This window comes from Streptosporangium longisporum, assembly GCF_039534895.1.
Lineage (GTDB): Bacteria > Actinomycetota > Actinomycetes > Streptosporangiales > Streptosporangiaceae > Streptosporangium > Streptosporangium longisporum.
Genome location: NZ_BAAAWD010000006.1, coordinates 1715801 through 1741851, shown reverse-complemented (window position 1 = coordinate 1741851; position 26051 = coordinate 1715801). Strand labels below are relative to the sequence as shown.

The window sequence follows — 26051 nt, the reverse complement described above, 5'->3', positions numbered from 1 at the left end:
GAGCCCGGGAATGCTGGAGCGGCTGAACCAGGCCATGGAGCACATCGAGCTCCACCTCGACCGGACCGTCGAGGTGGAGGAGGTGGCACGCATCGCCGCCACCTCGGAGTACCACCTGCGCCGGATGTTCTCCGCGCTCGCGGGCATACCGCTGTCGGAGTACATCCGGCGCCGTCGCCTCACCCTCGCGGGCGCCGAAGTGCTCGCGGGGCGGGAGACGCTGCTGGAGATCGCGGTGCGCTACGGCTACGGCTCCGGCGAGGCGTTCGCGCGGGCGTTCCGTGCCATGCACGGCATCGGACCGGGCGAGGCCCGGCGTACCGGCGCCGCACTCAACTCCCAGTCCCGGATGTCCTTCCGCCTCACCGTCGAAGGACGGAGCAGCATGCGGTACCGCGTGGTGGACAAGACGGGCTTCACCGTCGTCGGCCTCAGGACCCGGGTACCGCTGGTGCACGCGGGACCGAACCAGGCGATCATCGACTTCGTCCGCGGGATCGACCCGCGCACCCTGGAACGCCTGGAGGAACTGTCGGACCAGGAGCCGCACGGCATCGTCGCGATCTGCGACGACCTGGACCCCAGTCGTGCCGAGGGCACCGACCTCGACTACTACCAGGGCGTGATCACCTCCATGGCCGCCCCGGAGGGCATGACCACGCTGGCCGTCCCGGCCGGCACCTGGGCGGTCTTCACCACCTCCGGACCGGTCCCGCAGGCCATCCAGGAATTGTGGCGGGACGTGTTCACCGAGTGGTTCCCGTCGAACCCGTACCGCACCCGCACCGGCCCCGAGATCCTGAGCGTCCGCCTGTCACCGGAGAGGACCGAGGCCGACGCCGAACTGTGGCTCCCGGTGGAACCCGAGCACGGCTGAACGAACCGGCACGGACGAACCGCCCTACGCCGCGTACGTCCTCTTCTCGCGGCGGGGCATGATGCCCGGACCGGCCGGGATCATCCGTCAAGCTTCCGCTGTCGTTCCGATCCGGTGTCGAACAGGGCCGTCAGGTAGGCGTCGGGATCGAGGTCACTGTCCCGCAGGAGGGAGAACACCTCCGTGCCCTGCCCGATCGCGGCATCGAAGATCTTGAAGGACTGCGCGAGGTGCAGGTACTCGAAGCCCTGCCCGTCGGCGTACTCGGCCGCCTCCCGCTCGGCCAGCAGGATCGCCGCCTCGGCCGAGTCGGCCCGCCACAGGGTGATGCGTTCCTCGTACGTGTTCCGGGCGCCCCACCGGAACAGACATCGGACCCCGTACCACTCGCCCACGAGCCCTCCTTCATGACCGGCACCGTTGCCGTCCCTCACTGTCGCACGCCACGCCAAAGACCCTCCCGGAGAACTTTCGTTCCAGCGTGGTCTCCACCGAACCCGGGGCGACTCAAATGGTAGGCAGGACGAACAGGTGCCGCCGCATGTGGCCGTGTGGCGCTCCGTGCGGACCGGTGGGGACACGAAGACCCGGAAGTCCCGGCGTACGCTGGCGCTGCCCGATCACTGCGTGAAGGCGCTCATGACCCATCGGGAGCAGCAGGACAAGGACCGCGCCTCGGCGGGTGACCGATGGCAGGAACACGACCTCGTGTTCGCGTCGGCGGTGGGCACTCCGCTGGACGCGGCCAACGTGCGGCGAGCCTTCCGATCGATCATCAAGGATGCTGGCCTCGACCCGGCGCAGTGGTCGCCCCGAGAGCTGCGGCACAGCTTCGTGTCCGTGCTCTCCGACAGCGGCATCCCCCTGGAGGAGATCTCCCGCCTGGTCGGCCACAGCAGCACGGCCGTCACGGAGCTGGTCTACCGCAAGCAGATCCGGCCCGTGCTCCAGGGCGGCGCGGTCATCATGGATCGGATCTTCAAGTCATGATTGGAGCCACGTACAGCGTGTGTACGACAAGAGCCTCTCCACACCGATGTGAGGTCTCGCCATGGGACTATCAGAAAAGTTGCGCCTTCGCATGATCTGCCTGCCGCTTCCTCCATTCGATACGTACGGCGCGGACGATCAGGTAAGTCAGTAGCAGTACACCTATGACGAAGGTGCTCACGCGGATGGCGTGGGTCTCAAGTTCTCCTGACGCCCCTTTGAGCACGCCGAAGACACCCAGGTAGAGCAGGAAGCCTTGTCCTCCGAACCATAGGTAGACACGGGGAATGCCGTTGAGGACCATCAAGCTGAGAAGCGCGTAAGCAAGGATCAGGAAGAACGGCGCGGGCTCCATTACCGGCCCAAACACGATGTAGGCCGCTCCACCTACGGAGCCGATCAGCGACATTACGATCGCGATCACCTGTTGCGGCTTGGACAGCACGTTGAACCACGACGAACGCTGATCCGGGAAATTCACGAGATCAATCTCGCATAGGACGACAATCCATCGCCAGATGTGGCCCAGGTACATTTGGGGCCGACATGGCCACGAGACGGTCCCGCCCGCGCTTAGTCACGCAGTTAGTCACGCAGAAGGCCCCCACGATCTTCGTGAGGGCCTCTGACCTGGAGCCGCCTTGGGGAATCGAACCCCAGACCCCTTCATTACGAGTGAAGTGCTCTGGCCGACTGAGCTAAGGCGGCGTGTCGTGTCCTTCGACACGACCTATGGCAGTCTACAGGCTCCCGAGGGCTCTCCGCGCCCTGGAATCAGCGGAATCAGCCGATCTTGGGGCAGCGGGTTCCGTCCCGGGGAACGACCAGGTCGATCAGGTAGTCGTCCACCAGACGGTCCACGCACGCCGAGCCGGTGAGGTAGGCGGTGTGCCCGTCGCCGTCGAAACCGACCAGGACGCCCGAGGCCAGCTGGGAGGCCATGGCCTCGGACCACTCGTACGGCGTGGCCGGGTCCCGCTGGGTGCCGACGACCATGATGGGCGGGGCGCCGGGCGCGTCGATCCTGTCCCGGACGTCCCCCTTGACCGGCCAGTACGCGCAGGGCAGCGAGCTCCACACGACGTACGCCCCGAACAGGGGTGCCCTCGCCGAGGACTCGCGGGCCGCGGCCGCATAGACGGCCGGGTCGGCGGGGTAGGGGGAGTCGACGCAGTTGACGGCCAGGTTCGACTCGGTCTGGTTGGCGTACTCCCCGTCCTGGCGCCGGTCGATCAGCAGGTCGGCCAGGCGCAGCAGGGGGGTCCCGTCACCGCGGAGTGCCCGGCCGAACGCCTGGCGCAGGATCGGCCACGCCTGCCGATCGTAGAGGGGAGTGATCATGCCGAGCGTGGTCCAGGCCTCGGTCACCGTACGGCCGTCGCCGGTCGAGTTGGCCAGGGGGCGGGTGTCCGCGCGGCGGAGCAGGCCGGCGATCTCCGCGCGGGCGGAGGTGACCGACCCCGTGAAGGGACAGTCCGCGGCCCGCAGGCAGTCCCGCAGGAAGGCGTCCAGGGCGGTCTCGAAACCGCGCGCCTGGGCCGCGTTCACCTCCAGCGGGTCCAGCGAGGGGTCCACGGCGCCGTCCAGGACCAGGGCGCGGACGCGACCGGGGAAGAGGTCGGCGTAGACCGCGCCCAGATGCGTGCCGTACGACTTGCCCAGGTAGGTGAGGCGGAGGTCGCCGACGGCTGCGCGCAGCAGGTCCATGTCGCGTGCCGCGTCGGCCGTGCCGACGTGCGGCAGGAGCCCGGCCGAGCGGGCCTGGCACCCGGAGGCGAACCGCCGCGAGCCCTCCTGCAGCGCGGTGACCTCCCCGGGTGAGTCGGGCGAGGCGTCGAGGCCGACGTAGGCGTCCAGTTCGGCCGAGGACAGGCACCGGACCGGGGAGGACTCGCCGACGCCGCGCGGGTCGAAGCCCACGATGTCGAAGCGTTCCCGCAGGGCCCGGCTCACCACCGTGCGGGCGCCGCGCGCGTACTGGACCCCGGACGCGCCGGGGCCGCCGGGGTTGAGCAGGAGCGAGCCGATCCGGCGTCCCGAGGCGGGGAGCCGGATCACGCTGAGCTCGATCCGCTCGCCGTCCGGCCGGGAGTGGTCGAGCGGCACGGCGAGCCGGGCGCACTCGAAGCCGTCCCCGCACCCGTCCCAGCCGAGCGCGTCCCGCACACCGGCGCCACCGGGACCGGCCGGGGCGCCGTCGCCGTCACGGCCGTCGCCGCCGGGACCGCCGCACGCCCCGGCGACCAGGGCCAGCGCCGCCAGGACTGCGGCCACACGCGATCTCACGCCTTGTCGCTCCGTAGGTCAGGTCGCGTACCGATCCGGCGTGAGGGGCCCGCCGTGCGACGCCGGGAATGGCGCGTCCCGTTCTCCGGGACGCGCGTACGGTCCATTGTCCCCGACGGCGACGTCCGGCGCCGGGCGGATCAGCCCTCGGGCCCGCTTTCGGCCACCTTCACCGCGCCGCCGTACGCCGCGTCGTGCTGCTTGCGCGGGGAGCAGACCGACGCCGACGGGCACGCGCAGCGCCGGCCGCTCTCCTCCAGGCGGACGACGACGGAGTCGGAGGGCACGTTGCGGGCCACGACCGTGCCCGCACCCTCCGGGGTGTCGACCTTGAGGCCGATGCGGGGCATCCTGCTGTGCGCGTCGAGGTAGAGGGGGTGCTCGTACTTCAGGCAGCACATCAGCCGGCCGCACGCCCCGGCGATGCGCAGCGGGTTGACCGGCAGGTCCTGGTCCTTGGCCATCCGGACGGAGACCGGCTCGAAGTCCTTGAGGAAGGTGGCGCAGCACAGGTCGCGCCCGCAGGGGCCGATGCCGCCCTGGAGGCGGGCCTCGTCGCGGGGGCCGATCTGGCGCAGCTCCACCCTGGCGCGCAGGTTGCGGGCCAGGTCCCGGACCAGGGCGCGGAAGTCCACCCGGTGGGGGGCGGAGAAGTAGACCGTGTAGACGTTGTCGTCGTCCACGTAGTCGACGCCGACGACCTTCATGGGCAGGGCGTGCCTCTTGATCAGGCGTTTGGAGACGCTGCGCGCCTCGGCGCGCCGCCGTTTGTTGGTCTCGTCGCGGGTCAGGTGCTCCTCGCCCGCGATGCCCGCGCACACCGGCAGCCCTTCGACGTCCTCGCTCGTCCACTGGGGCGCCCAGACGCACTCGGCCACCTCGGGCCCGGAATCGGTGGGAACCAGTACCTTGTCCCCGACCTTCGGGCTGTGCTCGCCGGGATCGAGGTAGTACAGCCTGCCGTAGCGGGTGAAGCTCACCGCCATGATCATGCTCATGAGGCTCCAAAGCTGGGGGGACGGCTCCCGTTCACCCTACGCTCCACACCCGGCGAAGCGCTGGGCCCGTACGAAAGGGGCCCGTACGGGAGAGGTCCGGCCGCCGCCGTGCTCAGCGGCCGAGTTCGGCGAAGGACTTCTCCCAGCGGCCGGCGATCGTGGAGATGTCGTAGTTCCTGGCCGCCTGCAGGGCGTTCTCCGCCATCCGGCGACGGCCCTCCTCGTCGTCGATCATCCGGATCAGCCCCTCCGCCAGGGCGTCCACGTCGTCGGCCGGGACCAGCAGCCCGTTGACGCCCGAGGTGATGATCTCGCGGGGACCGCGGGGGCAGTCGAAGCTGATCACGGGCACCCCGGAGGCGAAGGCCTCGATGATCGTCATGCCGAACCCCTCGAAGCGGGAGCTGACCGCGTGGATGGACGCCTTGGCGAGTTCGCCCTGGATGTCGCCGGTGGAGCCCATGAACGTGACGTTGTTGTGCAGGCGGAGCTTGACCGACAGCCTCACCAGCTTCTCGCCGACCCGGCCCTCACCGTAGATCCGCAGCTTCCAGTCGGGACGCTCCTCGGCCACCCGGACGAACGCCTTCAGCAGCCGGTCGTACCCCTTGACCGGCACCAGCCTGCCCGCCGCCAGCACGATCCGGTTCTCCTGCCGGGAGCGGGGCCGCGGCCCGCCCGGCAGCCCGTTGCCGATGGTGAACACCCGGGTGGGCGCCCCGTCGAGCATGTTCCGGTAGTCGTGCTCGTCGGCCTCGGTCAGGGTGACGACCGCGTCCAGCTTCGGGTACCACGTCCGGATCTCCTCGAAGATCCCGGGCTGGTGCGCCTCGAAGTGCAGGTGCTCCTGGGCGATGGTGACGACCCTCTTGTGGGCGAACCTCGCGGCCATCAGGTTCAGCCCGGCGCGGGTGGTGATCAGCACGTCACTGCGGAGCCTGCGGAGCTCGCGGACCAGGACCGCGTCGCTCCAGGCGTTGAAGGAGGCGTAGGCGCGCTCCTCGGGATGGATCAGCGCGCTCTCCTGCGCGCTCAGGCGCGCGGCCTTCCTCGCGAACGGCCAGCGGACCTTGGCGCCCTCGCGCAGGTCCACCAGCGAGCGCAGTCTCACCCGGGGGGCCAGTGGCAGGAAGGGCCGGTCGGCGTGCTGGAAGACGCTGACGATCTCGACCTCGTGCCGTTCCGACATCGCGCCGGCCAGGTCGAAGGTGGCGCGGATGGTGCCGCCCATGCCGTAGGCGTTCAGGATGAGAAAGGAGATCTTCACGAGGTCGCCTCCTCGACGCTGACCGCGACGGCGAGGCTGTCGGTCTCGGTGTAGTACGGCCGGACGCGGATCTGCGCCACCCGCTGTGCGGGGAAACGGACCTTGGTCTTCTTGTCGACGATGTCGTCGAGGCGGGTCGCCAGCGGGAGCCGGGTCCCGGCGATCTCCGCGTACAGGTCCCAGAAGACCCGGGGCCGTACCTGGTTCACGGTCATGGGCTCGATCTCCAGCGCCCCCTCGAACCACCGGCCCTGGAAGCTCGCCGGACCGCTCACCGGTTCCGGTCCTTTCCGGGCCACGGCCACCAGCCTGGCCTCCCCCCGGATCGGGTCGCCGTACGCGACGGCGCCCTCGGCCTGGATCACGCCGTCGTCCGCGGTCACGCGGATCACCTCGACGTACGGCTCGACCTCGCGCACCCGCAGGCCGAGCAGCCCGGCGGGGGTGCGGAAGGCCCTGATCTCCCGGCTGCGGCGGGTCTCGGCGTAGGACCAGAGCCCGTCGAGGCAGAACCCCGGATCGTCGGTGAGGACGGGTTCCCCGCGGCTGAAGGCCATCCAGTCCCCGGCGGGCAGGACCCTCAGATCCGCCGCCGGGCATTCCTGGCCGGTCTCCACGTGCCTGAGGACGATCTCCGCGTCGACCGGCTCGGGCCACTCGATTCTCAGCGTGTCGTCGTCCGCCACGCGGCTCGTCACGGCCCGCCCGCCCATGGGCGAGATCATCCCGTGGCGTGCCTCGATGCTCACCAAGAGTCCCCCGGTCTTCGCTGCTCATCCTCATGAGGCAGGACACTGTTGCAATGATTCATAACAAAAGCGCTAATTTTCGTCCGTGAATCTTAACGACTCACATCTCCACTTTGAGTCGGCTTGGCGGAGAATGGTTCTATCTAATCGGAAAAATGCGGATAGTGACCACTCGGCCGCAGGCCCGCACCCCTTACCGACCGATATCGCGCCCCACGAGCCCGCGTATGCCGGGCTTCGGCACGCCGGAAAATTTTTCTCCCGGACATCCCGAACCCCGGCCCCGCCGGACCCGTACGGGCAGGGGCCGGTCGTGCCGGAGAACGGGCCCGGACCGTCCCGGCAGCACCGGAGGACCCCTCAGGGCCGCGGAACACCGCGCGACGCCGAGGACGGCCGGGGACGGCCGGGGACGGTCGGGGGCGGTCGGGGGCGGTCGGGGGCGGTCGGGGACGGCCGGGGACGCCGGGGAACACCGCAGAGCGCGGGGACGCCCTGGAGAACAGCGGAGGCACCGCGGAGCACCGGGGAACGCCCGGAAGCGCCGGCAGGCACGAACCGGGACGGGAGCCGCCCGGTCGCGGAGCGTCCCGTCCCGCGGATCAGGACGGGGTACGGGTCAGAGCCGAGGCCGGTGCAGCGAGATGGTCATCGACTCGACCGCCATCTGCGGGCTGACGTTGGCCGACAGCCGCCTGCGGCAGCGCATGATCGCGTCGATCCTGAGCAGGGTCTCCTCCGGTGTGGAGACGCGGGCCAGGTCCTCCAGGTCGGCGCGCCGGTCCTCGCTCGCCAGCTCCACCCCGGCGCCGAACTGCACCGCCAGCACGTCCCGGTAGAACGCCACCAGGTCGAGCAGGGCCGCGTCGATGACGTCGCGCTTGGTCCGGGTCGCCCGGGACTTCTGCCGGTCCTCCAGGTCCTTGAGCGCGCCGGCCCCGCCGCGGATCAGTCCCCTGTTGAGCCCCTTGCCGGTGGAGCCCTCGCCGTAGGCCTGGCGCAGCTCGGTGATCTCCGACTCGTTCAGCGTCGAGGTGACCGCCGCGGCCTCGTCCTCGGCGGTCTTCACCAGCCGCTCGGCGGCCGTCACGCACTCCCCGACCCCGGTGAGCGACCGGGGGATCGAGAGCACCGCCTCGCGGCGTTCCCGCGCGGGCTCGTCCAGGGCGAGGCGGCGGGCGCGGTCGAGGTGCCCCTGGGCGGCCCTGGCGGCGAACTCCGCCATCGCCACGGGCACGTTCTCGCGCGTGGCCAGCACGTGGGCGACCGCGGCGCTGGGCGGGGTGACCAGCGTGACGAGCCGGCACCGCGACCTGATGGTGATCATCATGTCGTCCGGGGAGGGCGCGCAGAGCAGCCACACCGTCTTCGGCGGCGGCTCCTCGATGGCCTTGAGCAGCGCGTTGGAGGCCCCCTCGGTCGCCCGGTCGGCGTCCTCGAAGAGCACCACGCGCCAGCGGCCCAGCGTGGGTGCCCCGGCCGCGCGCAGGATGAGCCGGCGGGTGTCCTTGATGCCGTACGACAGGCCCTGCGGGCGGACGATCTCCAGGTCCGGGTGGGAGCCGACGGCCACCTGATGGCACATGTCGCAGTGGCCGCACCCCTGGTCGGGGCAGAACAGCGCCGCGGCGAACGCCCGCGCGGCCTCCTCCCGGCCGGATCCGGGCGGGCCGGTGAAGAGCCACGCGTGGGTCATGCCGGCGCCGCGCCCACCGGCCAGCAGGTCGGCCGCCGCCGCCGCGGCCCGGCTCAGCGTCGCCGCGGCCCGCTCCTGCCCCACAAGATCATCGAAGACTCCCACGCCCACCAACCTACCGCCGGTGCCGGCCCGCGGGCCCTGCGTCGCACGTGACGTCCGACGGCCGCCGACCGGTGAGCGGTGACCGTCGATCGGTGACCGTCGACCGGTGAGGGCCGTCAGTCGCGGATCGCGGGCATGGTGCCGGTGACGTCCTCGGTCTCCCGCGGCACCGGGTCGGGCAGGATCTCGCGGACCCGGTCGTGAATGATCATGGAGACCTGGTTCTGCGGCAGGGTCCCGTCGACCACCAGGTAGCGGTCGGGCTCGGCGGCGGCCAGCGACCGGAACTCACGGCGTACGCGTTCGTGGAACTCCTGCGGCTCGGACTCGATGCGGTCGGCGGCACCGCCCAGCCGGGTCAGCCCCACCGACGGCGGGACGTCGATGAGCACGGTGAGGTCGGGGACGAGCCCGCCGGTCGCCCAGCGGTTGATCGTCACGACGTCCTCGGGCTCCAGCTCCCGGCCGGCGCCCTGGTAGGCCAGCGACGAGTCGACGTACCGGTCGCAGACCACCATCGAGCCGCGCTGCAGGGCCGGAAGGATGATCTTCTCCACGTGCTCGGCCCGGTCGGCCGCGTACATCAGCGCCTCCGACCTGGCCGACAGGCCCTGGTGCACGGCGTCGAGCAGGATCGCGCGCAGCCGCATGCCCACCTTGGTCGAGCCGGGCTCGCGGGTCTGCACGACGTCGAAGCCCTGGTCCCGCAGCCAGATCGCCAGCAGCCTGGACTGGGTGGTCTTGCCCGACCCCTCGCCGCCCTCGAACGCGATGAACATGCCGTGCGCCTGCTCGGCCGTCTCGGGGGCGTACCCCCTGCCGCGCACCGCGGCGATCAGGTCCGCGACGATCGAGACGCCCCTGCGGTCGTCCATCTGCCGCAGCGCGACGATCCCGACGACCGCGGCGAGCAGGCCGCCGACCAGCAGCACCAGGTTGGAGCCGTCGAAGGTGTAGACCGGGTCCGAACCGACCACGATCTCGCTCCTGCCGAACAGGCCCGCCAGGGTCGGCGCGACCGCGACCACCAGCAGCAGGGTCACCCGGGCCAGCGACTGCAGGAAGGAGAACGTCCTGCCCCGCAGGTTGTCGTCCACCTCCAGCCCGATCATGGTGTACCCGATGATCCAGGCGATCCCCGCGCACGCGCCGAGCAGCACGGTCAGCAGGACGACGATCACCAGGTTGTGCACGAGCGCGATCGCCACGAGGAGCAGCCCCGCCACGATGATCGACAGGCCGAACAGGCGCCGCCGCGACAGCTCCCTCAGCAGCCGCAGCCCGAAGAACATCCCGGACGCCATGCCGACGAAGACCGAACCGAAGACCACGCCGTACGCCGCGTCGCCACCGCCCAGCTCTCCCACGTAGAGCTTGGCCACCCCGACCACGGCGCCGCCGCCCGCGAAGGCGCCTAGCATGCCGATGATCAGGCCGCGGATCAGCCGGTCGCCGCCGACGAACCGCCAGCCCTCGACGATCTGCCGCAGCACCGACGGGGTCCCGGCCCCGTCCGGCGTGACGGTCCTCGGGATGTCCTTGAGCGAGAAGATGATGACGGCCGAGATCAGGTACGCGAGCGCGTTGACGAACAGCGCGAGGTACGTCTCACGCTGGGCCAGGAAGGGCACCAGCCGGCCCAGCACGTCGTCGGCGAGCGAGAGCACCGCGAACAGCAGCGCGGCGACCGGGGCCGTCCCGTAGGTGACCAGCAGGTTGAGCTGGTTGGCCTCCTCCAGCCGCTCCCTGGGCACCAGGTTCGGCACCGTGGCGTCCTTGGCCGGGACCCAGAAGAGGTTGACGCACTCGACCAGGAAGGTGGCGACGATGATCCACTGGTAGTTGCCGACCAGCGGGATGGACAGCACCAGCGCGAAACGCAGCAGGTCGCAGAAGAACATCGTCAGCCGCCGGTCGAACCGGTCGGCGAAGACCCCCGCGAGCGGGCCCAGCACGACGGCCGGAAGCATCTTCGCCACGAAGACGCCCCCGATGGCCATGCTCTGGGCCTGGTAGCCCCATCCCGCCGTGAGGTTGCCGGCCAGGGCGGTCAGCGCCAGCAGGTTGAGCCAGTCCCCCAGGCTGCACACCGACATCGCCGTCCACAACTTGCGGAACGGGGCGTTGGCCAGCACGTGGGGGGGCTTGCGGCGGGCGGTGCTCCGGCCGGGGATGGTCATGGTCTCAGCGTATCCAGGTGCTCGCCGGGCGGGGGAGGACAGGTCTCAGGCGGAAACGCGCGGCCGTCCGTTGGATGAGGGTAATACGTCCACCGCGCGCGTCGCAGGCGGCGCAGGCGAAAAGAGGCGCCGGGTGCCGGTGTTTCTAGAGTTTCTCGTTCCGGACCTCCAGAAGGGTTATCTCGGGCGGGGCCCCCACCCGGACCGGCGGCCCCCAGAAACCCGCGCCCCGCGTCACGTAGACCCGGGTGCCGCCCACCTCGCCGAGACCGGAGACGACCGGCTGCTGGAACGGGATGATCAAGTTGAAGGGGACCATCTGCCCGCCGTGCGTGTGACCGGACAGCTGGAGGTCCACGCCGTACCCGGACGCCTGGACGGCCTGGACCGGCTGGTGGGCGAGCAGGACGGTGGTCCGGGAACGGTCGCGCCCGCCCAGGGCCCGCTCGAAGTCCGGGCCGTCCCCCGAGGCCGTGCCGCCGATGTCGTTGACCCCGGCGAGGTCGAGCACGGCTCCCCCGTGGGCGATCTCGACGCGCTCGTTGCCGAGCGGGCGGACGCCGAGCCCGCGCAGCTCCTCGACCCATTCGGCCGGGCCGTTCGCCGTGTAGTACTCGTGGTTGCCGGTGACGAAGTAGGCGCCGTAGCGGGATTCGAGGTCCCTCAGCGGCCTGGCCAGCGGGCCGAGCTCGGCCACCGTGCCGTCGACCAGGTCGCCGACGACCGCGACCACGTCCGCCTCCAGCGTGTTGATCATGCGGACGATCCGCCGGGTGTGCGCGACGCCGGTGAGCGGGCCCAGGTGGATGTCGCTGACCACCGCGAACCGCAGGCCGTTCAGGCGCGGGTCCAGCCTGGGCAGCACGACCCCGACCCGCTCGATCACCGGGTCGCCGAGGGCCGTCCGGACCCCGTACCCGACCGCGCCCAGCGCCCCCGCACCGGCGGCCACCGCCGCCGTACGGGCGATGAACAGCCTTCTGGTGATCCCGGTCTCCGTGGGGGCGTCCGCGGCGGGAGGCGTGTTCCCCTCACCGGGGACGACGATCACCCCGCCGACCTCGGTCCCGCTCCCGGCCGCGTCCCCGTCCCCGCCCTCGGCCGGGGTCTCGGCTCGTGTCTCGGTCCGGGTCGCGCTCTCGGCGCGGGACCCGCTCCCGGTCCGCGTCCCGTTCCGGGCCTCGGCCCCTGTCCCGGTACGGATCTCGGTGCGGGCCTCGGTACGGGCCTCGGTACGGGCCTCGGTGTCGGTGCGGGTCGTGCTCTCGGTCCGGGACTCGCTCCCGGTGCGGGTCGCGGTCTCCAGGGGCTCGGGCGAACGCCTCGCCCGGTGCTCCAGCCCGCGCACGGTCAGCAGGGCCACGGCCCTGGGGATCTCCAGGACCACCAGGAACACGAACAGGTAGAACATCAACGCGATCCAGAAGAACCCCGGCCACGCCAGGAAGTGCCCCCACTCGCTGCGCGAGGCGACCAGCGTCACCGGGGCGAGCACGGCCAGCCCCACCAGGATCCGGGTCAGCACCCGGCGGGCCCGTCCGGGCCGCGTGGTCGGGCGGACCAGGCGCCGCCACAGGTAGTAGTGGACCGCCGTGATCGCGCAGATGACCAGCGACACGAAGCCCACGATCGTCACTCGCCCTCTGCCCGGCACCCGCCGGCGGTCTCCGGCGCGTTCCGAAGAACGTCCGGGAACGTGAATGCGTTCCCCGCCCGCCCCGGGCCCCGAAGCCGGGGCCCGGTCCCACCGGTGGCGTCAGGCCGTCAGGCCTTCGCCTTGGCCTTGGTGGCGCGGGGCCGCTTGGGCGCCGGACCGCGGGCACGGCGGTCGGCGAGGAGCTCGGCGGCACGTTCGGTGGTGATCTGCTCGACCTCGTCGCCCTTGCGCAGGGAGGCGTTGGTCTCCCCGTCGGTGACGTACGGCCCGAACCGCCCCTCCTTCACCACGATCGGCTTCTTGGAGACGGGGTCCTCGCCCAGCTCGCGCAGCGGCGGCGCGGACGCGGCCTGCCTGCCCCTCGCCTTGGGCTGGGCGAACAGCTCCTTGGCCCGCTCCAGGGTGACCGTGAACATCTCCTCCTCGGAGGCCAGCGAGCGCGAGTCCGTGCCCTTCTTCACGTACGGGCCGAACCTGCCGTTCTGGGCGGTGACCTCCTGGCCGTCGATCTCCCCCAGCACGCGGGGGAGCGACAGCAGCTTCAGGGCGTCGTCCAGGGTGACGGTGTCCAGGGACATCGACTTGAGCAGCGATCCGGTACGCGGCTTGGGGGCGTCGGTCTTCTTGGTCCGCTTCTTGGTGCCCGTGCTCTCGGCCGGTGGCGGCTCCTCGGGCAGGATCTCGGTCACGTACGGGCCGTAGCGGCCGTCCTTGGCCACGATCAGGTGCCCGGTCACCGGGTCCTTGCCCAGCTCGCGGTCGCCCGTCGGGCGGGAGAACAGCTCCTCGGCCATCTCCGCGGTGAGCTCGTCGGGGGCCAGGTCCTCCGGCACGTTCACCCGGGCGCCGTCGCGGTCCAGGTACGGGCCGTAGCGGCCCACCCGGATCATGATGTCGGTGCCCCGGATCGGGAAGGAGCTGATCTCCTTGGCGTCGATCTCGCCGAGGTCGGTGACCATCTCCTTGAGACCCTCGTCACCGTCCTCGCCGAAGTAGAACCGGCGCAGCTCGGGCACCCGCTCGGCCCGGTCGTTGGCGATGTCGTCGAGGACCTTCTCCATGTCGGCGGTGAAGTCGTAGTCGACGAGGTTGCCGAAGTGCTGCTCCAGCAGGTTGACCACCGCGAACGCCAGGAAGGACGGCACCAGGGCCGTGCCCTTCTTGAACACGTACCCGCGGTCCAGGATGGTGCCGATGATCGACGCGTACGTCGACGGCCGGCCGATCTCCCGGTCCTCCAGCTCCTTGATCAGCGACGCCTCGGTGTAGCGCGCCGGGGGCTTGGTGGCGTGCGACAGCACGTTCAGCGCGGAGGCCGTGAGCGGGTCGTTCTCGGCCAGGTTGGGCAGGCGCTTCTCGGAGTCGTCCCGGTCGGTGGAGGGGTCGTCGGCGCCCTCGACGTAGGCCTTGAGGAAGCCGTGGAAGGTGATGGTCCGCCCGGAGGCGCTGAACTCGACCCGCTCGCCCGCGCTGGAGGTGCCCTCGGCCTTGACGGTGACCGACTCGCCCACCGCGTCCTTCATCTGGGAGGCCACGGTCCGCTGCCAGATGAGCTCGTACAGGCGGAACATGTCGCCGCTCAGCCCGGTCTCGCCCGGCGTGCGGAACTCCTCGCCCGAGGGACGGATCGCCTCGTGCGCCTCCTGGGCGTTCTTGACCTTGCTGGCGTACACGCGCGGCTTGTCGGGCACGTAGGCCGCGCCGTAGAGCTTGATCGCCTGGCTGCGGGCGGCGGCCACGGCGGTCTCCGACAGCGTGATGCTGTCGGTCCGCATGTAGGTGATGAAGCCGTTCTCGTACAGGCGCTGGGCGACCTGCATGGTCGACTTCGCGGAGAAGCCCAGCTTGCGGCTGGCCTCCTGCTGCAGCGTGGTCGTCCTGAACGGCGCGTACGGCTTGCGGGTGTACGGCTTGCGCTCGACCGATTTGACCTTGTACGACACCCCGGCCAGCCGCCCGGCCAGGGCGGTGGCGGCCTGCTCGTCCAGGTGGAGCACGCCGGCGCTCTTGAGCGTGCCGTTGCTCGCGAAGTCGCGTCCCTGGGCGACGCGCCTGCCGTCCACGCCGGTGAGCATGGCGGTGAACTCGTGCGGGACCTCGTCGCGGCCGGTGTCGAGCATGGCCTGCAGGTCCCAGTAGCTCGCGCTGGTGAACGCCAGGCGCTCGCGCTCGCGCTCCACCACCAGCCGGGTCGCCACCGACTGCACGCGCCCGGCGGACAGCTTGGGCTTGACCTTCTTCCACAGGACCGGGCTGACCTCGTAGCCGTAGAGGCGGTCGAGGATGCGCCGGGTCTCCTGGGCGTCGACCAGCCGCAGGTTCAGGGTGCGGGGATTGGCCACCGCGTCCTGGATCGCCCTCTTCGTGATCTCGTGGAACACCATGCGGTGGACCGGGACCTTGGGGTTGAGGACCTCGCGCAGGTGCCAGGCGATCGCCTCGCCCTCACGGTCCTCGTCGGTGGCGAGATAGAGCTCGTCGGCGTCCTTGAGCAGCTGCTTGAGCTTGTTGACCTGAGCCTTCTTGTCGTGGTTGACGACGTAGAGCGGCTCGAACTCATGATCCACGTTGACGCCGAGGCGCGCCCAGGACTCTCCCTTGTACTTCTCCGGGATGTCGTCGGCCTTCTCGGGGAGGTCGCGAATATGCCCGATGCTGGACTCCACGATGTAGCCGCGGCCGAGGTACCCGGCGATGGTCTTCGCCTTGGAAGGCGACTCGACGATCACCAGGCGGGTTCCGCCGGCGTTGCCGTTCTTGGCTGGCACGCTGCTTCCTACCTCGCTGTTCGCATTCGTTCCCCGTTTTCTTCCCCTCGGGTTACCCGATCTCGGTCGGGGGCACTCCCAAGGGAAGCCGTAAGGACGCAGAATAAAGCCCTATGAGTGTCGACGTCCCTCGGCTCACCCTCGGAGACTAATCGCTGTGCTCGACTACTCCTACTTGGTTCTCCACCTTCCGCGCGGTACCTCCCGGGACATGGCCCGGCGCATACTCACCGAACATGCAGAATACGGTGACTGGGAACTCGACCGCCTGAGACTGTATCCCGACGGCCGTCGGGACGTCCGGTTGCGCCGGAAGATCATACGGGTGAGCAGGACGATGTGACCGCTGACATGGCTTTGCCCGCTCCGGGCCGCGCCCCCGGAACGGGCAAAGCTTCCCTGCCTCACCGGGCGGGGGGACACCGCGCCGGGATGGCGCGGTGTCTCGTCTCACCGCCGTCGAGGCGTCTGTGCGTCGCCCTCAGTGGCTTTGAGGAAAACAGTCCAACGAGGTAGTGATCTCTTACTTCTGGCCGAAACGGATGCGGCGGGTGGTACTGAAGACCGCCGCGGCCGCCGCGGCCAGGCCGCCGACCAGCAGGGTGACCAGGGAACCGATGTTCATCCCGGTCACGCCGACGGGCTGGGCGGCGCTCATCAGACCCAGGTCACGGACGGGCAGCGCACCGGCCGGGGACGAGGAGACCAGCCCCTCGACCGGGGTGGCGGCCAGCGGCGAACCGCTCGCGGCGCCCTCGGACCTCTCGGACCTCTCGGCGCTCCCGGCGTCCTCGGTCTCGGCGGGGGTGACGGGCATCAGGGGAAGCCCGGCGGGGACGGCCGCCGGAGCGGCCTGGGTCCGGTCCGCCGCACCCGGGGCACCGGCCGTCCGGGCCGCGCCGTCCAGGGCCGGAACGGCGGGAAGGGAGGGCAGCAGGCCGCTGGTCCTGTGCTTGGCGGGCTTGGCGTCCCAGCCACCGTGACCACCGTGGCCACCGCTACCGCCGTGACCGCCGTTGCCACCGTGGCCGCCGGGGTGACCCGGGTAGCCGGGGTGACCGGGGTGGCCCGGGTGACCGGGGTGGCCCGGGTAGCCGGGGTGACCGGACGGGCCGCCCACGCGGGAGTCGCCCAGGCAGCCCGCGGCGGCGTCGCCGAGCACGGCCACGGCGTTGCCGCAGACGTTGATCGGAGCGGTGATCGGCGCCACGACCTGGTTGCCGCCCAGGACGCTGCCCCGGCCGGAGGTCGTGTTCCCACCGGCCCCGGCGCCCGCGCCCCCGGAGACGGAGGCTCCGCCCCTGCATCCGGCCGCGGCCCGGCCGAGCACGCCCACGGCGTTGCCACAGGCGTTGATCGGAGCGGTGATCGGGGCGACCACCTGGTTGCCGCCCAGCACGCTGTTCCGGCCCGAGGTGGTGTTCCCGCCCGCGCCGCCCGCGCCGGGCCCGCCGCTGCCGACGGACGCACCGCCCTGGCAGCCCGCGAAGGCGCCACCGAGCACGGCCACGGCGTTGCCGCAGACGTTGATCGGAGCGGTGATCGGGGCGACCACCTGGTTGCCGCCCAGGACACTGTTCCGGCCCGAGGTGGTGTTCCCGCCTGCGCCACCGGCGCCGGACCCACCGGCCCCGGCGGTCACGCCACCCGGGCACCCGGCCCGGCCGTTGCCGACGGCGTTTCCGCAGGCCTCGACGGGAGCGGTGATCGGCGCCACCACCTGGTTGCCGCTGCCGGCCCCGAAGCGGCCGTCGGTGTCGTTCCCGGGACGGCCGGGGCCCCAGCCGGGACCACCGGGGCGGGGCCCCTGCTCGTACCCGCCGGGACCGCCCGGACGCGGGCCGCGCTTGCCGTGGTCGCCGTGGTCACGGTGGTCCCCGTGGCCGCCCTGGTTCCAGTGGCCGCCCTGGTCCCCGCGGCCGCCGTGGTCTCCACGACCGCCGTGGTCCCCGTGACCGCCGTACCCCGGCTTGCCCGGCCGGTCCGGCGTGCCGGGGCCCCCGGGCCGCCCCGGACCGTCGGGTCCACCCGGACGACCCGGGCCGTCGGGCTCCCCGGGACGGCCCGGCCCACCCGGGCGTCCCGGCCCACCGGGCCTGCCCGGCCGCTCGCCGACGACCTCGGCGCCGCCCCGGCAGCCGGAGAACGCCTCGCCGACGACGGCGACCGAGTTCCCGCAGATGTTGATCGGGGCGGTGATCGGCGCCACGATCTGGTTGCCGCCCAGGACGCTGCCCCGGCCCGACGTCCGGTTGCCACCGGCCCCGCCGCCGCCCTGGCCGTTGACTGCGGCGCCGCCCCGGCAGCCGGCGGTGGCCCCGCCGAAGATCGCAAAAGAGTTGCCGCAGGCGTTGACCGGGGCGGTGATCGGGGCGACCACCTGGTTGCCGCCGCCGATGCTGTGGTCGCCGTTCGTCCGGTTGCCACCCGCGCCGCCCCCGCCACCGGGGCCACCGCCCTGGCCGCGGACCGAGGCACCGCCACGGCAGCCCGCCTCGGAGCGGCCGAACACCGACACGGCGTTGCCGCAGGCGTTGACCGGGGCGGTGATGGGAGCGGTGATCTGGTTGCCGCCCAGGACGCTGCCCCGGCCGGAGGTCTCGCCGGAGAGGTCGTCCCCGCCGGGGGTCTCGGCCGAGGCGCCGCCCCGCGAGGAGGCGGCCGACTCGCCGAGCACGCCGACGGCGTTGCCGCTGATGTCGATCGGCAGGGTGATCGGTGCCTTGATCTGGTTGCCGCCGCCGATCGAGTGCTCGCCGTCGGTGTCGGCGAGGGCCGTGCCACCGCCCATGGTCATGACGCCCAGCGCGAGCAGTGCCGCGGGGGCCGTACCGGTAACCCACGTACGCATGATTGAGACTCCTAGCATTTCGGGGGGAACTGACCCTCGTGAGGGCGTGCGAGGCCATGCGAGGGCCGGACGGGTCCGCACAGCGGAGGCCTCGACGGGCCGTCACGAGGAAGGGGGTTGCTGTCACGTCGGCCTGCTCGCCGCTCACCGATGGAGCGGTTCTCCCGGGGACGGGGATGACGAGGGCAGGCTTCGCGACCGGCGGTTCACCCCCGGGGGAGTGACGGGCCGGTCCGCGAGACGAGGTCAGTCAGGAGAGAAAGAAGGGTCGTCCGCCGCTGTGCGGACGACAGGGGGGAGCACGAACGCGGGCGGTACACGCTGCGTCGTCAGCCGCGGGTCATAGGCGAACCACGCGACATCCCCCGGACCCGGCCCGAAGAAGCCGGATCCACCACCGCTCTGGGGCACGAATCCGTTGGCGCCAGAGCCATGGTCGACGGTGGCGGGTGCCGGAGATTCCGGGGTGGACTGGCTGGTCAGCCCGTCCACACCTCGCCCCGCCATGGCCTCGGCGTTGTCCGTCGCCGACGGCCCGCCGCTGCCCGTGGGGAAGTCATCGGCCGTCGTGGCCGATCCGGAAGCGGCCGTGTGAGGGGTCCGGGAGAGGGCCTCTTCCGCCGCCGCGGTGGAGTCCGCGACCGCGGGAGCGGCGCCGAGGAGGCCGAAGACGACGGAGAGCAGCCATGCGGCGGTCAGGAGACCGCCGATGGCGAGGGCTCGCGCGACGCCCCGCCGAGTGCCGGCCGCGAACCGCGCCATCCGGTCAGCCCGGCCGGGGATCGTGTCGTCGACGGGAAGGGTCACGAGCGCGCGTCGGGCAGCGGGCGAGAACGCCCTCCACTGCACGTGCGGCACGCGTGCCACATGACCTCCCGAGAACTCCTGGACGGGCCCGCTTCGACACGGGCCTTCCCTCAACGGAGAGTCACGTTAGCAGCACGCGCCGTCAACGCAACGGTTTTCCCTCGAACGCCTCAGCAACCGTCCAGGAAGCGGTCAAGGACCCTGACCCCGAACCGGAGCGAATCCACCGGAACCCTCTCGTCGATCCCATGGAACATCCCGGAGAAGTCCAGGTCCGCCGGGAGCCTCAGGGGCGCGAACCCGAATCCCCGCATGCCCAGGCGGCTGAACGCCTTCAGGTCCGTACCGCCGGAGAGCGTGTACGGCACGGCCAGCGCGCCCGGGTCCTCGGCGAGGAGGGCGTCGGCCATCGCGCGCACCAGCGGCCCCTCGAACCCGGTCTCGACCGCGATGTCGTGGTAGACGAACTCCCTGGTCACATTGGGCCCGAGCAGCTCGTCGAGGGTCGCGAAGAACTCCTCCTCGTACCCCGGCAGGAAGCGGCCGTCCACGTGCGCGGTGGCGGTCTGGGGGATCACGTTGGCCTTGTAGCCGGCCTCCAGCATCGTGGGGTTGGCGGTGTTGCGCAGGGTGGCGCCGATCATCCGCGCCAGCGGCCCCAGCTCGGCGACGGTCCTCTCGGGGTCGTCCAGGTCGAGCTCCAGCCCCAGCGCCCCGGCGGTCTCGCGCAGGAACACCTCGACCGTCCGCGTCATCCGCAACGGCCACTCGTGGCGCCCGATGCGCCCCACCGCCTCGGCCAGCTCGGTGACGGCGTTCTCGGCGTTGAGCATGGACCCGTGACCGGCCCGGCCGGTGGCGGTCAGCCGCATCCAGGCGATGCCCTTCTCCGCGGCCTCGATCAGGTAGAGCCTGCGCCGCTCGTCGATGGTGACGCTGAACCCGCCGACCTCGCCGATCGCCTCCGAGCACCCGTCGAACAGGTCCCTGTGCTTGTCGGCCAGCCACTGCGCCCCGTAGGTGCCGCCGGCCTCCTCGTCGGCGGTGAACGCCAGCACCACGTCCCGGGGCGGGCGGCGCCCCTCGCTGAGCCGCTGCCGCACGACCGCGAGGATCATGGCGTCCATGTCCTTCATGTCGACCGCGCCGCGTCCCCAGACGCAGCCGTCGGCGATCTCGCCGCTGAGCGGGTGCAGGGTCCAGTCGCCGGCGTCGAACGGGACGACGTCCAGGTGGCCGTGGAGCAGCAGCGCGTCCCGCGAGGAGTCCTCGCCGGCGATGCGGGCGACCACGTTGGCCCGGCGGTCGTCCGACTCCAGGATCTGCGGCTCCAGTCCCACCTCGGCGAGTTTCTCGGCCACGTACTCGGCGGCGGCCCGCTCGCCCGGCCCCGCGTTGTCACCCGCGTTGGTCGAGTCGATCCTGATCAGGTCACGGCACAGCCCGGCGACCTCGTCCTCGGCGTTGATCGCGGTCATGTGGGGCTCCTCGGGGTTCGGTACGGCGTCACCTCCCATCCTGCCGTCGCTCCCCTTCCCGCGGCACCCCGGGCCGGACCTGGACTCTTACCGATATGACGCGCGCTCAAGAGTTTGCTAACCTAAGTCCGCCGACGCGGGATGACGGTCCCTCGTGCAGGCACCACGTCCGGGTGGCGGAATAGGCAGACGCGCTAGCTTGAGGTGCTAGTGCCCTTTGCGGGGCATGGGGGTTCAAGTCCCCCCTCGGACACACACCGTGGTACGCGCTGGGCCTGACCTTGGTCATCACGACAACCCTCGTTGAGGGGTCGTGAACCGGGTGCAGGCCCATTCGCATGCAGAGGCCGTTTCCTCCGGTGTTCTTCGTCGAATACGGCATCCGGGCCGCGTTCCGGTGGCCGCAGCCGTCCTCTTCCCTTCCGCCGGGCCTCCTCGGCGATCCTCGCCCTCCGATCCCGCCGGGAGAGAAAACGTTCGGTCCTTCATCGGGAGGGCAGGAGGATTGCGAACACGCAAAGGCGTGTTTTCTCCCCGGACCTCGGGATGCCGGGGTTACGAGGCACGAAAAGAAACGTGAAGGCGACCGGCGTCGGCACGACCCGACTATGATCGCGGCATCGGGGTACGGGGTGGTCGCACCGCTTCCGGTAGCTCCTCTTACCTGAGAGGAGTCCGCAGCTCATCACGCCGATCCCGTCGGGTTGAAGAACCACCGTGAATCGCTGAGGCATGCCTCACCACAACATATCTGGAGAATGACATGGCTAAGAAGGTCGTGGAGACTTTCGTCGACGACCTCGACGGCGGCGAGGCGTCGGGCACCGTTTCCTTCGCTCTCGAGGGGTCCGCCTACGAGATCGACCTGAGCGACGAGAACGCGGACAGGCTGCGTGAGGTCCTGGCCCCCTTCATCAACGCCGCCCGTCCGATCCGCCAGGAACGGCAGGCACGCGGCCGCAAGGGAGGCACGACCGGCAGCCGCGCCATGGACCGCGAGAAGAGCGCCAGGGTTCGCGAATGGGCGAAGACGCAGGGGATGAACGTCAGTGAGCGCGGCAGGATCGCCTCGTCGATCGTGGAAAAGTACGAGGCCGCCCATTGACGGTGTTCACCCGGCTTTCTCGGGGAGACCTCGCCCGGCCCGGCCGGAATTGCGGGGGAGCGTACTCGATGGAAGCGCGGACGCACGGGGCGGTATGGTTCGCGCCGGTTCGGCGTGAACCATACCGACGATCGGTGCGAACGGTCCCGTGGAAGAGAGAACGTCCGTCGGGCGGCCACGGAGAGGATCTGCTGAGGTCTTGTTCCGGGAGCGGGTGGAAACGGTCGAGGGCCCCTTCGAGGCGCGGTCGCCGGGGAACGCGGGACGGCGCGCGCCCCGGGGTGGGGCGCGCGCCGTCGCGCGTCGGAGGAAGACGCCGGGAGGAGGACGTCAGGGGGCAGGCGTCATGAGGAGATGGTGAGCGTGCCGTCCCCGTTGCGCGCGCACGTGACGACCGTACGACTCGCGGCGTTGAGGGCGCCGGTCAGGCACTGGCCGAGGACGGCGTGGCCCGCGGCGTTGGGGTGCCATGCCTCCTGGCAGGTCTGGAAGTAGCTGACGCAGGTGTTCGCCACCCGCTGGACGTCGAGCTTGTCCCAGCCGGACAGGCTGGTGACGAACGTGCCGGACGGCCCGTCCTGCACCCGGACCGGCGTGGCGAGCGTGTTCGCCGGACTGCCCGGGTTCTCGCAGAGCCGGGCCCCGTCGAAGGCCTTCTGGACGTCCAGCACCCGCAGGTCGGCCGCCGGACGCTCGGCCGCCAGGGTGGTGTACGCGTTCCTGACCAGGGAGCCGAGGTTCTGGGAGAACACGTGCCCGGGGGCGAGGCTCGCGCGGTGGATCGGGCAGCCGGCGGCGTACCGCTCGGCGCCGAGGGCACGGAACTTGTCGCGGGTGTCGCTACGGTTGTCCTCCTCGCGGTACTGCGAGGCGACGTCGAGCGGCAGCGGGTTGGTGTAGTTCTGCAGGACCACCTGGTGGACGCCGTCGGCGTCGATCTGGGCGAGGGTGTCGAGGACCTGGCGCAGGGCGGCGGTGGTCTCGGTGGTGGCGGCCGCGACCTCGGCGTCGGAGGCCAGGTCCGAGACGGTGCAGGGCTCCTGCGGCACGTCGCCGCCCAGGTAGGCCCAGAACTCCCACCAGCCCGTCCAGGCATCGGCGATGAAGCGGTTGGCGCAGACCGAGGCCACGTCGCCGAAGGTGAACTGGGAGTTGTTGGAGCCGAGGCCGATGAGGACGACGTCGATGTCGTGGGTCTGGGCGACGGCGCGCAGCTGGTCGAGTTGCGAGGCGACGGAGCGGCCCTTGGGACGGGCACCGGAGGGGTTGGCGATGTCGGCGGGCTGGCCGCCGGAGCACGCGAGGTTGAAGCGGTCCTGGATGCCCGGGAACGACGCCTTGAACAACGAGGCGTTCGCCGAGCGGTGACAGAAGAAGGCGTTGCTGTTGGCCGCCGACCAGCCGGGGAATCCCTGTGGCGTGCCGGAGGCGTCGACGACGGGCTGGTAGTCGCCCGCACCCTCCCCGCTGACGAAGCTGTCGCCGAGCGCGACGGCGGCGGTGGGCAGGGCAGCCTGCGCCGCTCCGCCCTGAACGATCTGGATGCCGACCGCACCCATCAGGAGCGCGACCATCGCAGCCGCACGCCGGAGAACCCTCACAACCGCCCCATTTCCTACAAAACATACATGAAATAACGGATAAGAGATCACAGCATGTCGTACCGATGACGTCAAGATCTCCATTCGGCCCGACCGCTCCACCTAAGAGATCTCGTATCGCGCTGATCGTCAAGCATGCATTTGCTCGCCCGGGTAGGGCTTCCGGTGATCGGGCAGGTCGGGCCGGGTAGGGGATTTTCCGGCACCGCACATCCCTCGCCGAGCGGCCTCCGCACCCGGCGCGCGAGGCCCGGCATCCGGTGTGCGAGGGCCCGGTATCCGGTGCACGACGGCCCGGCGTCCCGGTGCGCGAGGGCCCGGCGTCCCGGTGCACGACGGCCCGGTGTCCCGGGGTAAGACGGCCCGGGTGTCCCGGTGCGCGGGGGTGCCGTGTCCGTTCCGGTCCCGTCGCTGAAATTTTCAGACCTCCGCTGAATTCCGGCGCGTTCAGGAGCAGGTCAGCGGCGGGCCTGGGGAAACGCGCTGTACACGTGCGTGAAACGGGCCAAACATGGGAGCGCTCCCTTACGGGTGCTCCTTCCACCGGAGGCTTGAAGATGAAGACATTACGGTTGTGGGCCCTGTCCACGGCGGTCGCGCTCCTGGCGGTGATCGGGGTGACCCTCACCTCACCCGCGGCCAACGCGGCGGTCGCCTGCTCGGTGACGTACGCCAAGACCTGGGACGGCGGCAGCGGGTTCGGCGCCAACATCACGATCAAGAACCTCGGCGACGCGGTGAGCCCGTGGACGCTGACCTACACCTGGCCCGGCGCCCAGCAGGTCACCCAGGGCTGGAACGGCACCTGGACCCAGTCGGGCAGGAACGTGACGGTGACCGCACCGTCGTACGCCCCGGGCCTGGCGTCGGGGGCGAGCGTCACCGTCGGTTTCAACGGCAGCTCCAGCGGCGCCAACGTCGCCCCCACGACGTTCGCCGTCAACGGCGTGAGCTGCGGCGGCACCCCGACGCCCACGCCCACCCCGACCCCCACGCCGACTCCCACCCCCACCTCGACGCCGACGCCGTCACCCGGCAACGCGCAGGCCGTCGTGGCCGCCATGCAGCCGGGCTGGAACCTGGGCAACTCCCTCGACGCCACCGGCGCGGACGAGACCTCGTGGGGCAACCCGCGGATCACCGCGGCGCTGCTCGACAACATCAGGGCACAGGGCTTCAACAGCATCCGGATCCCGGTGACCTGGGGCCAGCACCAGGGCGGGGCGCCCGGCTACACCATCGACGCGGCGTACATGAACCGGGTGAAGGAGGTCGTCGACTGGGCCCTCGCCGACGGGTTCTACGTGATGATCAACATCCATCACGACTCGTGGCAGTGGATCAACACCATGCCGACCGACCGGGCGAACGTCCTGGCCCGGTACAACGCGACCTGGACGCAGATCGCGAACACGTTCCGCGACTCCTCGGCCAAGCTGGTGTTCGAGAGCGTCAACGAGCCGCAGTTCACCGGCAGCTCCGGGGACGCCCAGAACGCGACCCTGCTGAACGAGCTCAACACGTCCTTCCGGGACATCGTGCGCCGGTCGGGCGGCAACAACGCGAGCCGGTTCCTCGTCCTGCCGACCCTGCACACCTCGGCCGACCAGGCCAGGATCGACGAGCTGGCCGCCACGTTCACCGCGATGAACGACCCCAACCTCATCGCGACGGTCCACTTCTACGGGTACTGGCCGTTCAGCGTGAACGTCGCGGGCGGCACGCGCTTCGACGCCACCGTCCAGCAGGACCTGACCGGCGCGTTCGACCGGGTCCACGCCTCCTTCGTGGCCCGTGGAATCCCCGTGATCATCGGTGAGTACGGCCTGCTGGGCTTCGACCGGCACACCGGCACGATCCAGCAGGGCGAGAAACTGAAGTTCTTCGAGTTCCTCGGCCACTACGCACGGAGCAGGCAGATCACCACCATGCTCTGGGACAACGGCCAGCACTTCGGCCGGACCACGTTCCAGTGGTCCGACCCCGAGCTGTTCGCGCAGATCAGGTCCAGCTGGACGACGCGTTCGGGGACAGCCTCCTCCGACCAGGTGTTCGTCGCGAAGGCGTCCGCCGTCACGAGCAAGACGCTCACGCTGAACCTGAACGGCACCTCGTTCACGGGGCTCCGCCACGGGAACACGGAGCTGGTGCGCGGCACCGACTACACCGTCTCGGGCGACCAGCTCACGCTCACGGCGTCCGCGCTCACCCGCCTGGTGGGCTCGCGGGCCTACGGCGTCAACGCGACGCTGTCGGCCCGGTTCTCCCAGGGTGTCCCGTGGCGGATCGACATCGTCACCTATGACAGGCCGACCGTGCAGAACGCGAGCGGGACGACGAGCGCCTTCGCCGTCCCCACCGCGTTCAAGGGCGACCGCCTCGCCACCATGGAGGCCAAGTACGCCGACGGCAGCAACGCCGGCCCGCACAACTGGACGTCGTTCAAGGAGTTCGACGTCGCGTTCGCGCCCGACTACGCCGCAGGCACGATCACGCTGAAGCCGGCCTTCTTCGCCGAGGTCGACGACGGCGCACGGGTCACGCTCACCCTGCACTTCTGGAGCGGCGCGACCGTGACCTACCACGTCACCAGGTCCGGCAGCTCGGTCACCGGCACCACGAGCTGACCGAGCGGG

Annotated in this window: 19 protein-coding genes and 2 tRNA genes; 6 read left to right on the top strand and 15 right to left on the bottom strand. The window is 70.9% G+C overall.

Annotated elements, in window-relative coordinates:
- Window positions 1-10: 10 nt before the first annotated feature.
- A complete protein-coding gene (locus ABD832_RS12090; protein ID WP_344892801.1) occupies window positions 11-877 on the top strand; it encodes an AraC family transcriptional regulator in 867 nt (288 codons plus the stop codon).
- 80 nt (window positions 878-957) lie between these two features.
- On the opposite strand, the gene ABD832_RS12085 is transcribed toward ABD832_RS12090, so the two are convergent.
- A complete protein-coding gene (locus ABD832_RS12085) occupies window positions 958-1272 on the bottom strand; it encodes a hypothetical protein (RefSeq protein ID WP_344892798.1) in 315 nt (104 codons plus the stop codon).
- A gap of 136 nt (window positions 1273-1408) precedes the next feature.
- On the opposite strand from ABD832_RS12085, the gene ABD832_RS12080 reads away from it, so the two are divergent.
- On the top strand, window positions 1409-1867 hold the full coding sequence (locus tag ABD832_RS12080) for a tyrosine-type recombinase/integrase (RefSeq protein WP_344892795.1): 459 nt from the start codon (window positions 1409-1411) through the stop codon (window positions 1865-1867).
- 70 nt (window positions 1868-1937) lie between these two features.
- On the opposite strand, the gene ABD832_RS12075 is transcribed toward ABD832_RS12080, so the two are convergent.
- From ABD832_RS12075 to topA, 10 genes are all read right to left on the bottom strand, one after another.
- Window positions 1938-2348: a hypothetical protein gene (locus ABD832_RS12075; RefSeq protein WP_344892792.1), complete on the bottom strand. Its 411-nt coding sequence runs from the start codon at window positions 2346-2348 to the stop codon at window positions 1938-1940.
- A 150-nt stretch (window positions 2349-2498) separates the two neighbouring features.
- Window positions 2499-2575: transfer RNA gene (locus ABD832_RS12070), tRNA-Thr, on the bottom strand.
- Window positions 2576-2650: 75 nt separating this feature from the next.
- Window positions 2651-4153, bottom strand: coding sequence for an alpha/beta hydrolase (locus ABD832_RS12065; RefSeq protein ID WP_344892789.1), 1503 nt, complete (start codon window positions 4151-4153; stop codon window positions 2651-2653).
- A 140-nt stretch (window positions 4154-4293) separates the two neighbouring features.
- Window positions 4294-5151, bottom strand: a complete 858-nt coding sequence (locus ABD832_RS12060) for a PSP1 domain-containing protein (protein WP_399190087.1) — start codon at window positions 5149-5151, stop codon at window positions 4294-4296.
- Window positions 5152-5263: 112 nt separating this feature from the next.
- Entirely contained in the window at window positions 5264-6418 is a 1155-nt protein-coding gene (locus tag ABD832_RS12055; protein WP_344892786.1) for a glycosyltransferase family 4 protein, read from the bottom strand.
- Window positions 6415-7167 (bottom strand): hypothetical protein, encoded by a 753-nt coding sequence (locus ABD832_RS12050; protein WP_344892783.1) that lies wholly within the window; start codon window positions 7165-7167, stop codon window positions 6415-6417. Before ABD832_RS12050 ends, ABD832_RS12055 begins: the two co-directional genes overlap by 4 nt.
- 619 nt (window positions 7168-7786) lie before the next feature.
- Window positions 7787-8968 carry a DNA polymerase III subunit delta' gene (locus ABD832_RS12045; protein WP_344892780.1) on the bottom strand — a complete coding sequence of 394 codons (1182 nt, stop codon included), beginning with the start codon at window positions 8966-8968 and terminating at the stop codon, window positions 7787-7789.
- A gap of 116 nt (window positions 8969-9084) precedes the next feature.
- Entirely contained in the window at window positions 9085-11148 is a 2064-nt protein-coding gene (tmk, locus tag ABD832_RS12040; protein ID WP_344892777.1) for a dTMP kinase, read from the bottom strand.
- Window positions 11149-11293: 145 nt separating this feature from the next.
- Window positions 11294-12784: a metallophosphoesterase gene (locus ABD832_RS12035; RefSeq protein ID WP_344892774.1), complete on the bottom strand. Its 1491-nt coding sequence runs from the start codon at window positions 12782-12784 to the stop codon at window positions 11294-11296.
- Window positions 12785-12912: 128 nt separating this feature from the next.
- Window positions 12913-15573: a type I DNA topoisomerase gene (gene topA, locus ABD832_RS12030; protein ID WP_344892771.1), complete on the bottom strand. Its 2661-nt coding sequence runs from the start codon at window positions 15571-15573 to the stop codon at window positions 12913-12915.
- A 157-nt stretch (window positions 15574-15730) separates the two neighbouring features.
- Here topA and ABD832_RS12025 point away from each other — a divergent pair, with 157 nt between their 5' ends.
- A complete protein-coding gene (locus ABD832_RS12025; RefSeq protein WP_344892769.1) occupies window positions 15731-15916 on the top strand; it encodes a DUF5703 family protein in 186 nt (61 codons plus the stop codon).
- Between the two features lie 180 nt (window positions 15917-16096).
- Here ABD832_RS12025 and ABD832_RS12020 read toward each other — a convergent pair whose 3' ends face one another.
- The 3 genes from ABD832_RS12020 to ABD832_RS12010 all read right to left on the bottom strand — a co-directional run bounded on the left by ABD832_RS12020 (window position 16097) and on the right by ABD832_RS12010 (window position 20709).
- Window positions 16097-18424: a chaplin family protein gene (locus tag ABD832_RS12020; protein WP_344892766.1), complete on the bottom strand. Its 2328-nt coding sequence runs from the start codon at window positions 18422-18424 to the stop codon at window positions 16097-16099.
- A gap of 246 nt (window positions 18425-18670) precedes the next feature.
- Window positions 18671-19291 (bottom strand): hypothetical protein, encoded by a 621-nt coding sequence (locus ABD832_RS12015; RefSeq protein WP_344892764.1) that lies wholly within the window; start codon window positions 19289-19291, stop codon window positions 18671-18673.
- Window positions 19292-19401: 110 nt separating this feature from the next.
- Window positions 19402-20709 carry a M20/M25/M40 family metallo-hydrolase gene (locus ABD832_RS12010; protein WP_344892761.1) on the bottom strand — a complete coding sequence of 436 codons (1308 nt, stop codon included), beginning with the start codon at window positions 20707-20709 and terminating at the stop codon, window positions 19402-19404.
- Window positions 20710-20876: 167 nt separating this feature from the next.
- Here ABD832_RS12010 and ABD832_RS12005 point away from each other — a divergent pair.
- A tRNA-Leu gene (locus ABD832_RS12005) sits at window positions 20877-20962 on the top strand.
- A 510-nt stretch (window positions 20963-21472) separates the two neighbouring features.
- Complete coding sequence (locus ABD832_RS12000) at window positions 21473-21814, top strand: histone-like nucleoid-structuring protein Lsr2 (protein ID WP_344892758.1); 342 nt, start codon at window positions 21473-21475, stop codon at window positions 21812-21814.
- A 344-nt stretch (window positions 21815-22158) separates the two neighbouring features.
- Here the strand turns inward: ABD832_RS12000 and ABD832_RS11995 are convergent, their stop codons facing one another.
- Window positions 22159-23388 (bottom strand): SGNH/GDSL hydrolase family protein, encoded by a 1230-nt coding sequence (locus ABD832_RS11995; protein ID WP_344892755.1) that lies wholly within the window; start codon window positions 23386-23388, stop codon window positions 22159-22161.
- Between the two features lie 584 nt (window positions 23389-23972).
- Between ABD832_RS11995 and ABD832_RS11990 the strand changes: the two genes are divergently transcribed.
- Complete coding sequence (locus tag ABD832_RS11990) at window positions 23973-26042, top strand: cellulase family glycosylhydrolase (RefSeq protein WP_344892752.1); 2070 nt, start codon at window positions 23973-23975, stop codon at window positions 26040-26042.
- The last annotated feature ends 9 nt before the right edge of the window (window positions 26043-26051 follow it).

Excerpts from the sequence above, each read along its gene's own strand:
- ABD832_RS12090 (WP_344892801.1), top strand. The coding sequence starts at position 11 with ATGCTGGAGCGGCTGAACCAGGCCATGGAGCACATCGAGCTCCACCTC.
- ABD832_RS12060 (WP_399190087.1), bottom strand. The coding sequence starts at position 5,151 with ATGAGCATGATCATGGCGGTGAGCTTCACCCGCTACGGCAGGCTGTAC.
- tmk (WP_344892777.1), bottom strand. The coding sequence starts at position 11,148 with ATGACCATCCCCGGCCGGAGCACCGCCCGCCGCAAGCCCCCCCACGTG.
- ABD832_RS12020 (WP_344892766.1), bottom strand. The coding sequence starts at position 18,424 with ATGCGTACGTGGGTTACCGGTACGGCCCCCGCGGCACTGCTCGCGCTG.
- ABD832_RS12010 (WP_344892761.1), bottom strand. The coding sequence starts at position 20,709 with ATGACCGCGATCAACGCCGAGGACGAGGTCGCCGGGCTGTGCCGTGAC.
- ABD832_RS12000 (WP_344892758.1), top strand. The coding sequence starts at position 21,473 with ATGGCTAAGAAGGTCGTGGAGACTTTCGTCGACGACCTCGACGGCGGC.
- ABD832_RS11995 (WP_344892755.1), bottom strand. The coding sequence starts at position 23,388 with ATGGTCGCGCTCCTGATGGGTGCGGTCGGCATCCAGATCGTTCAGGGC.
- ABD832_RS11990 (WP_344892752.1), top strand. The coding sequence starts at position 23,973 with ATGAAGACATTACGGTTGTGGGCCCTGTCCACGGCGGTCGCGCTCCTG.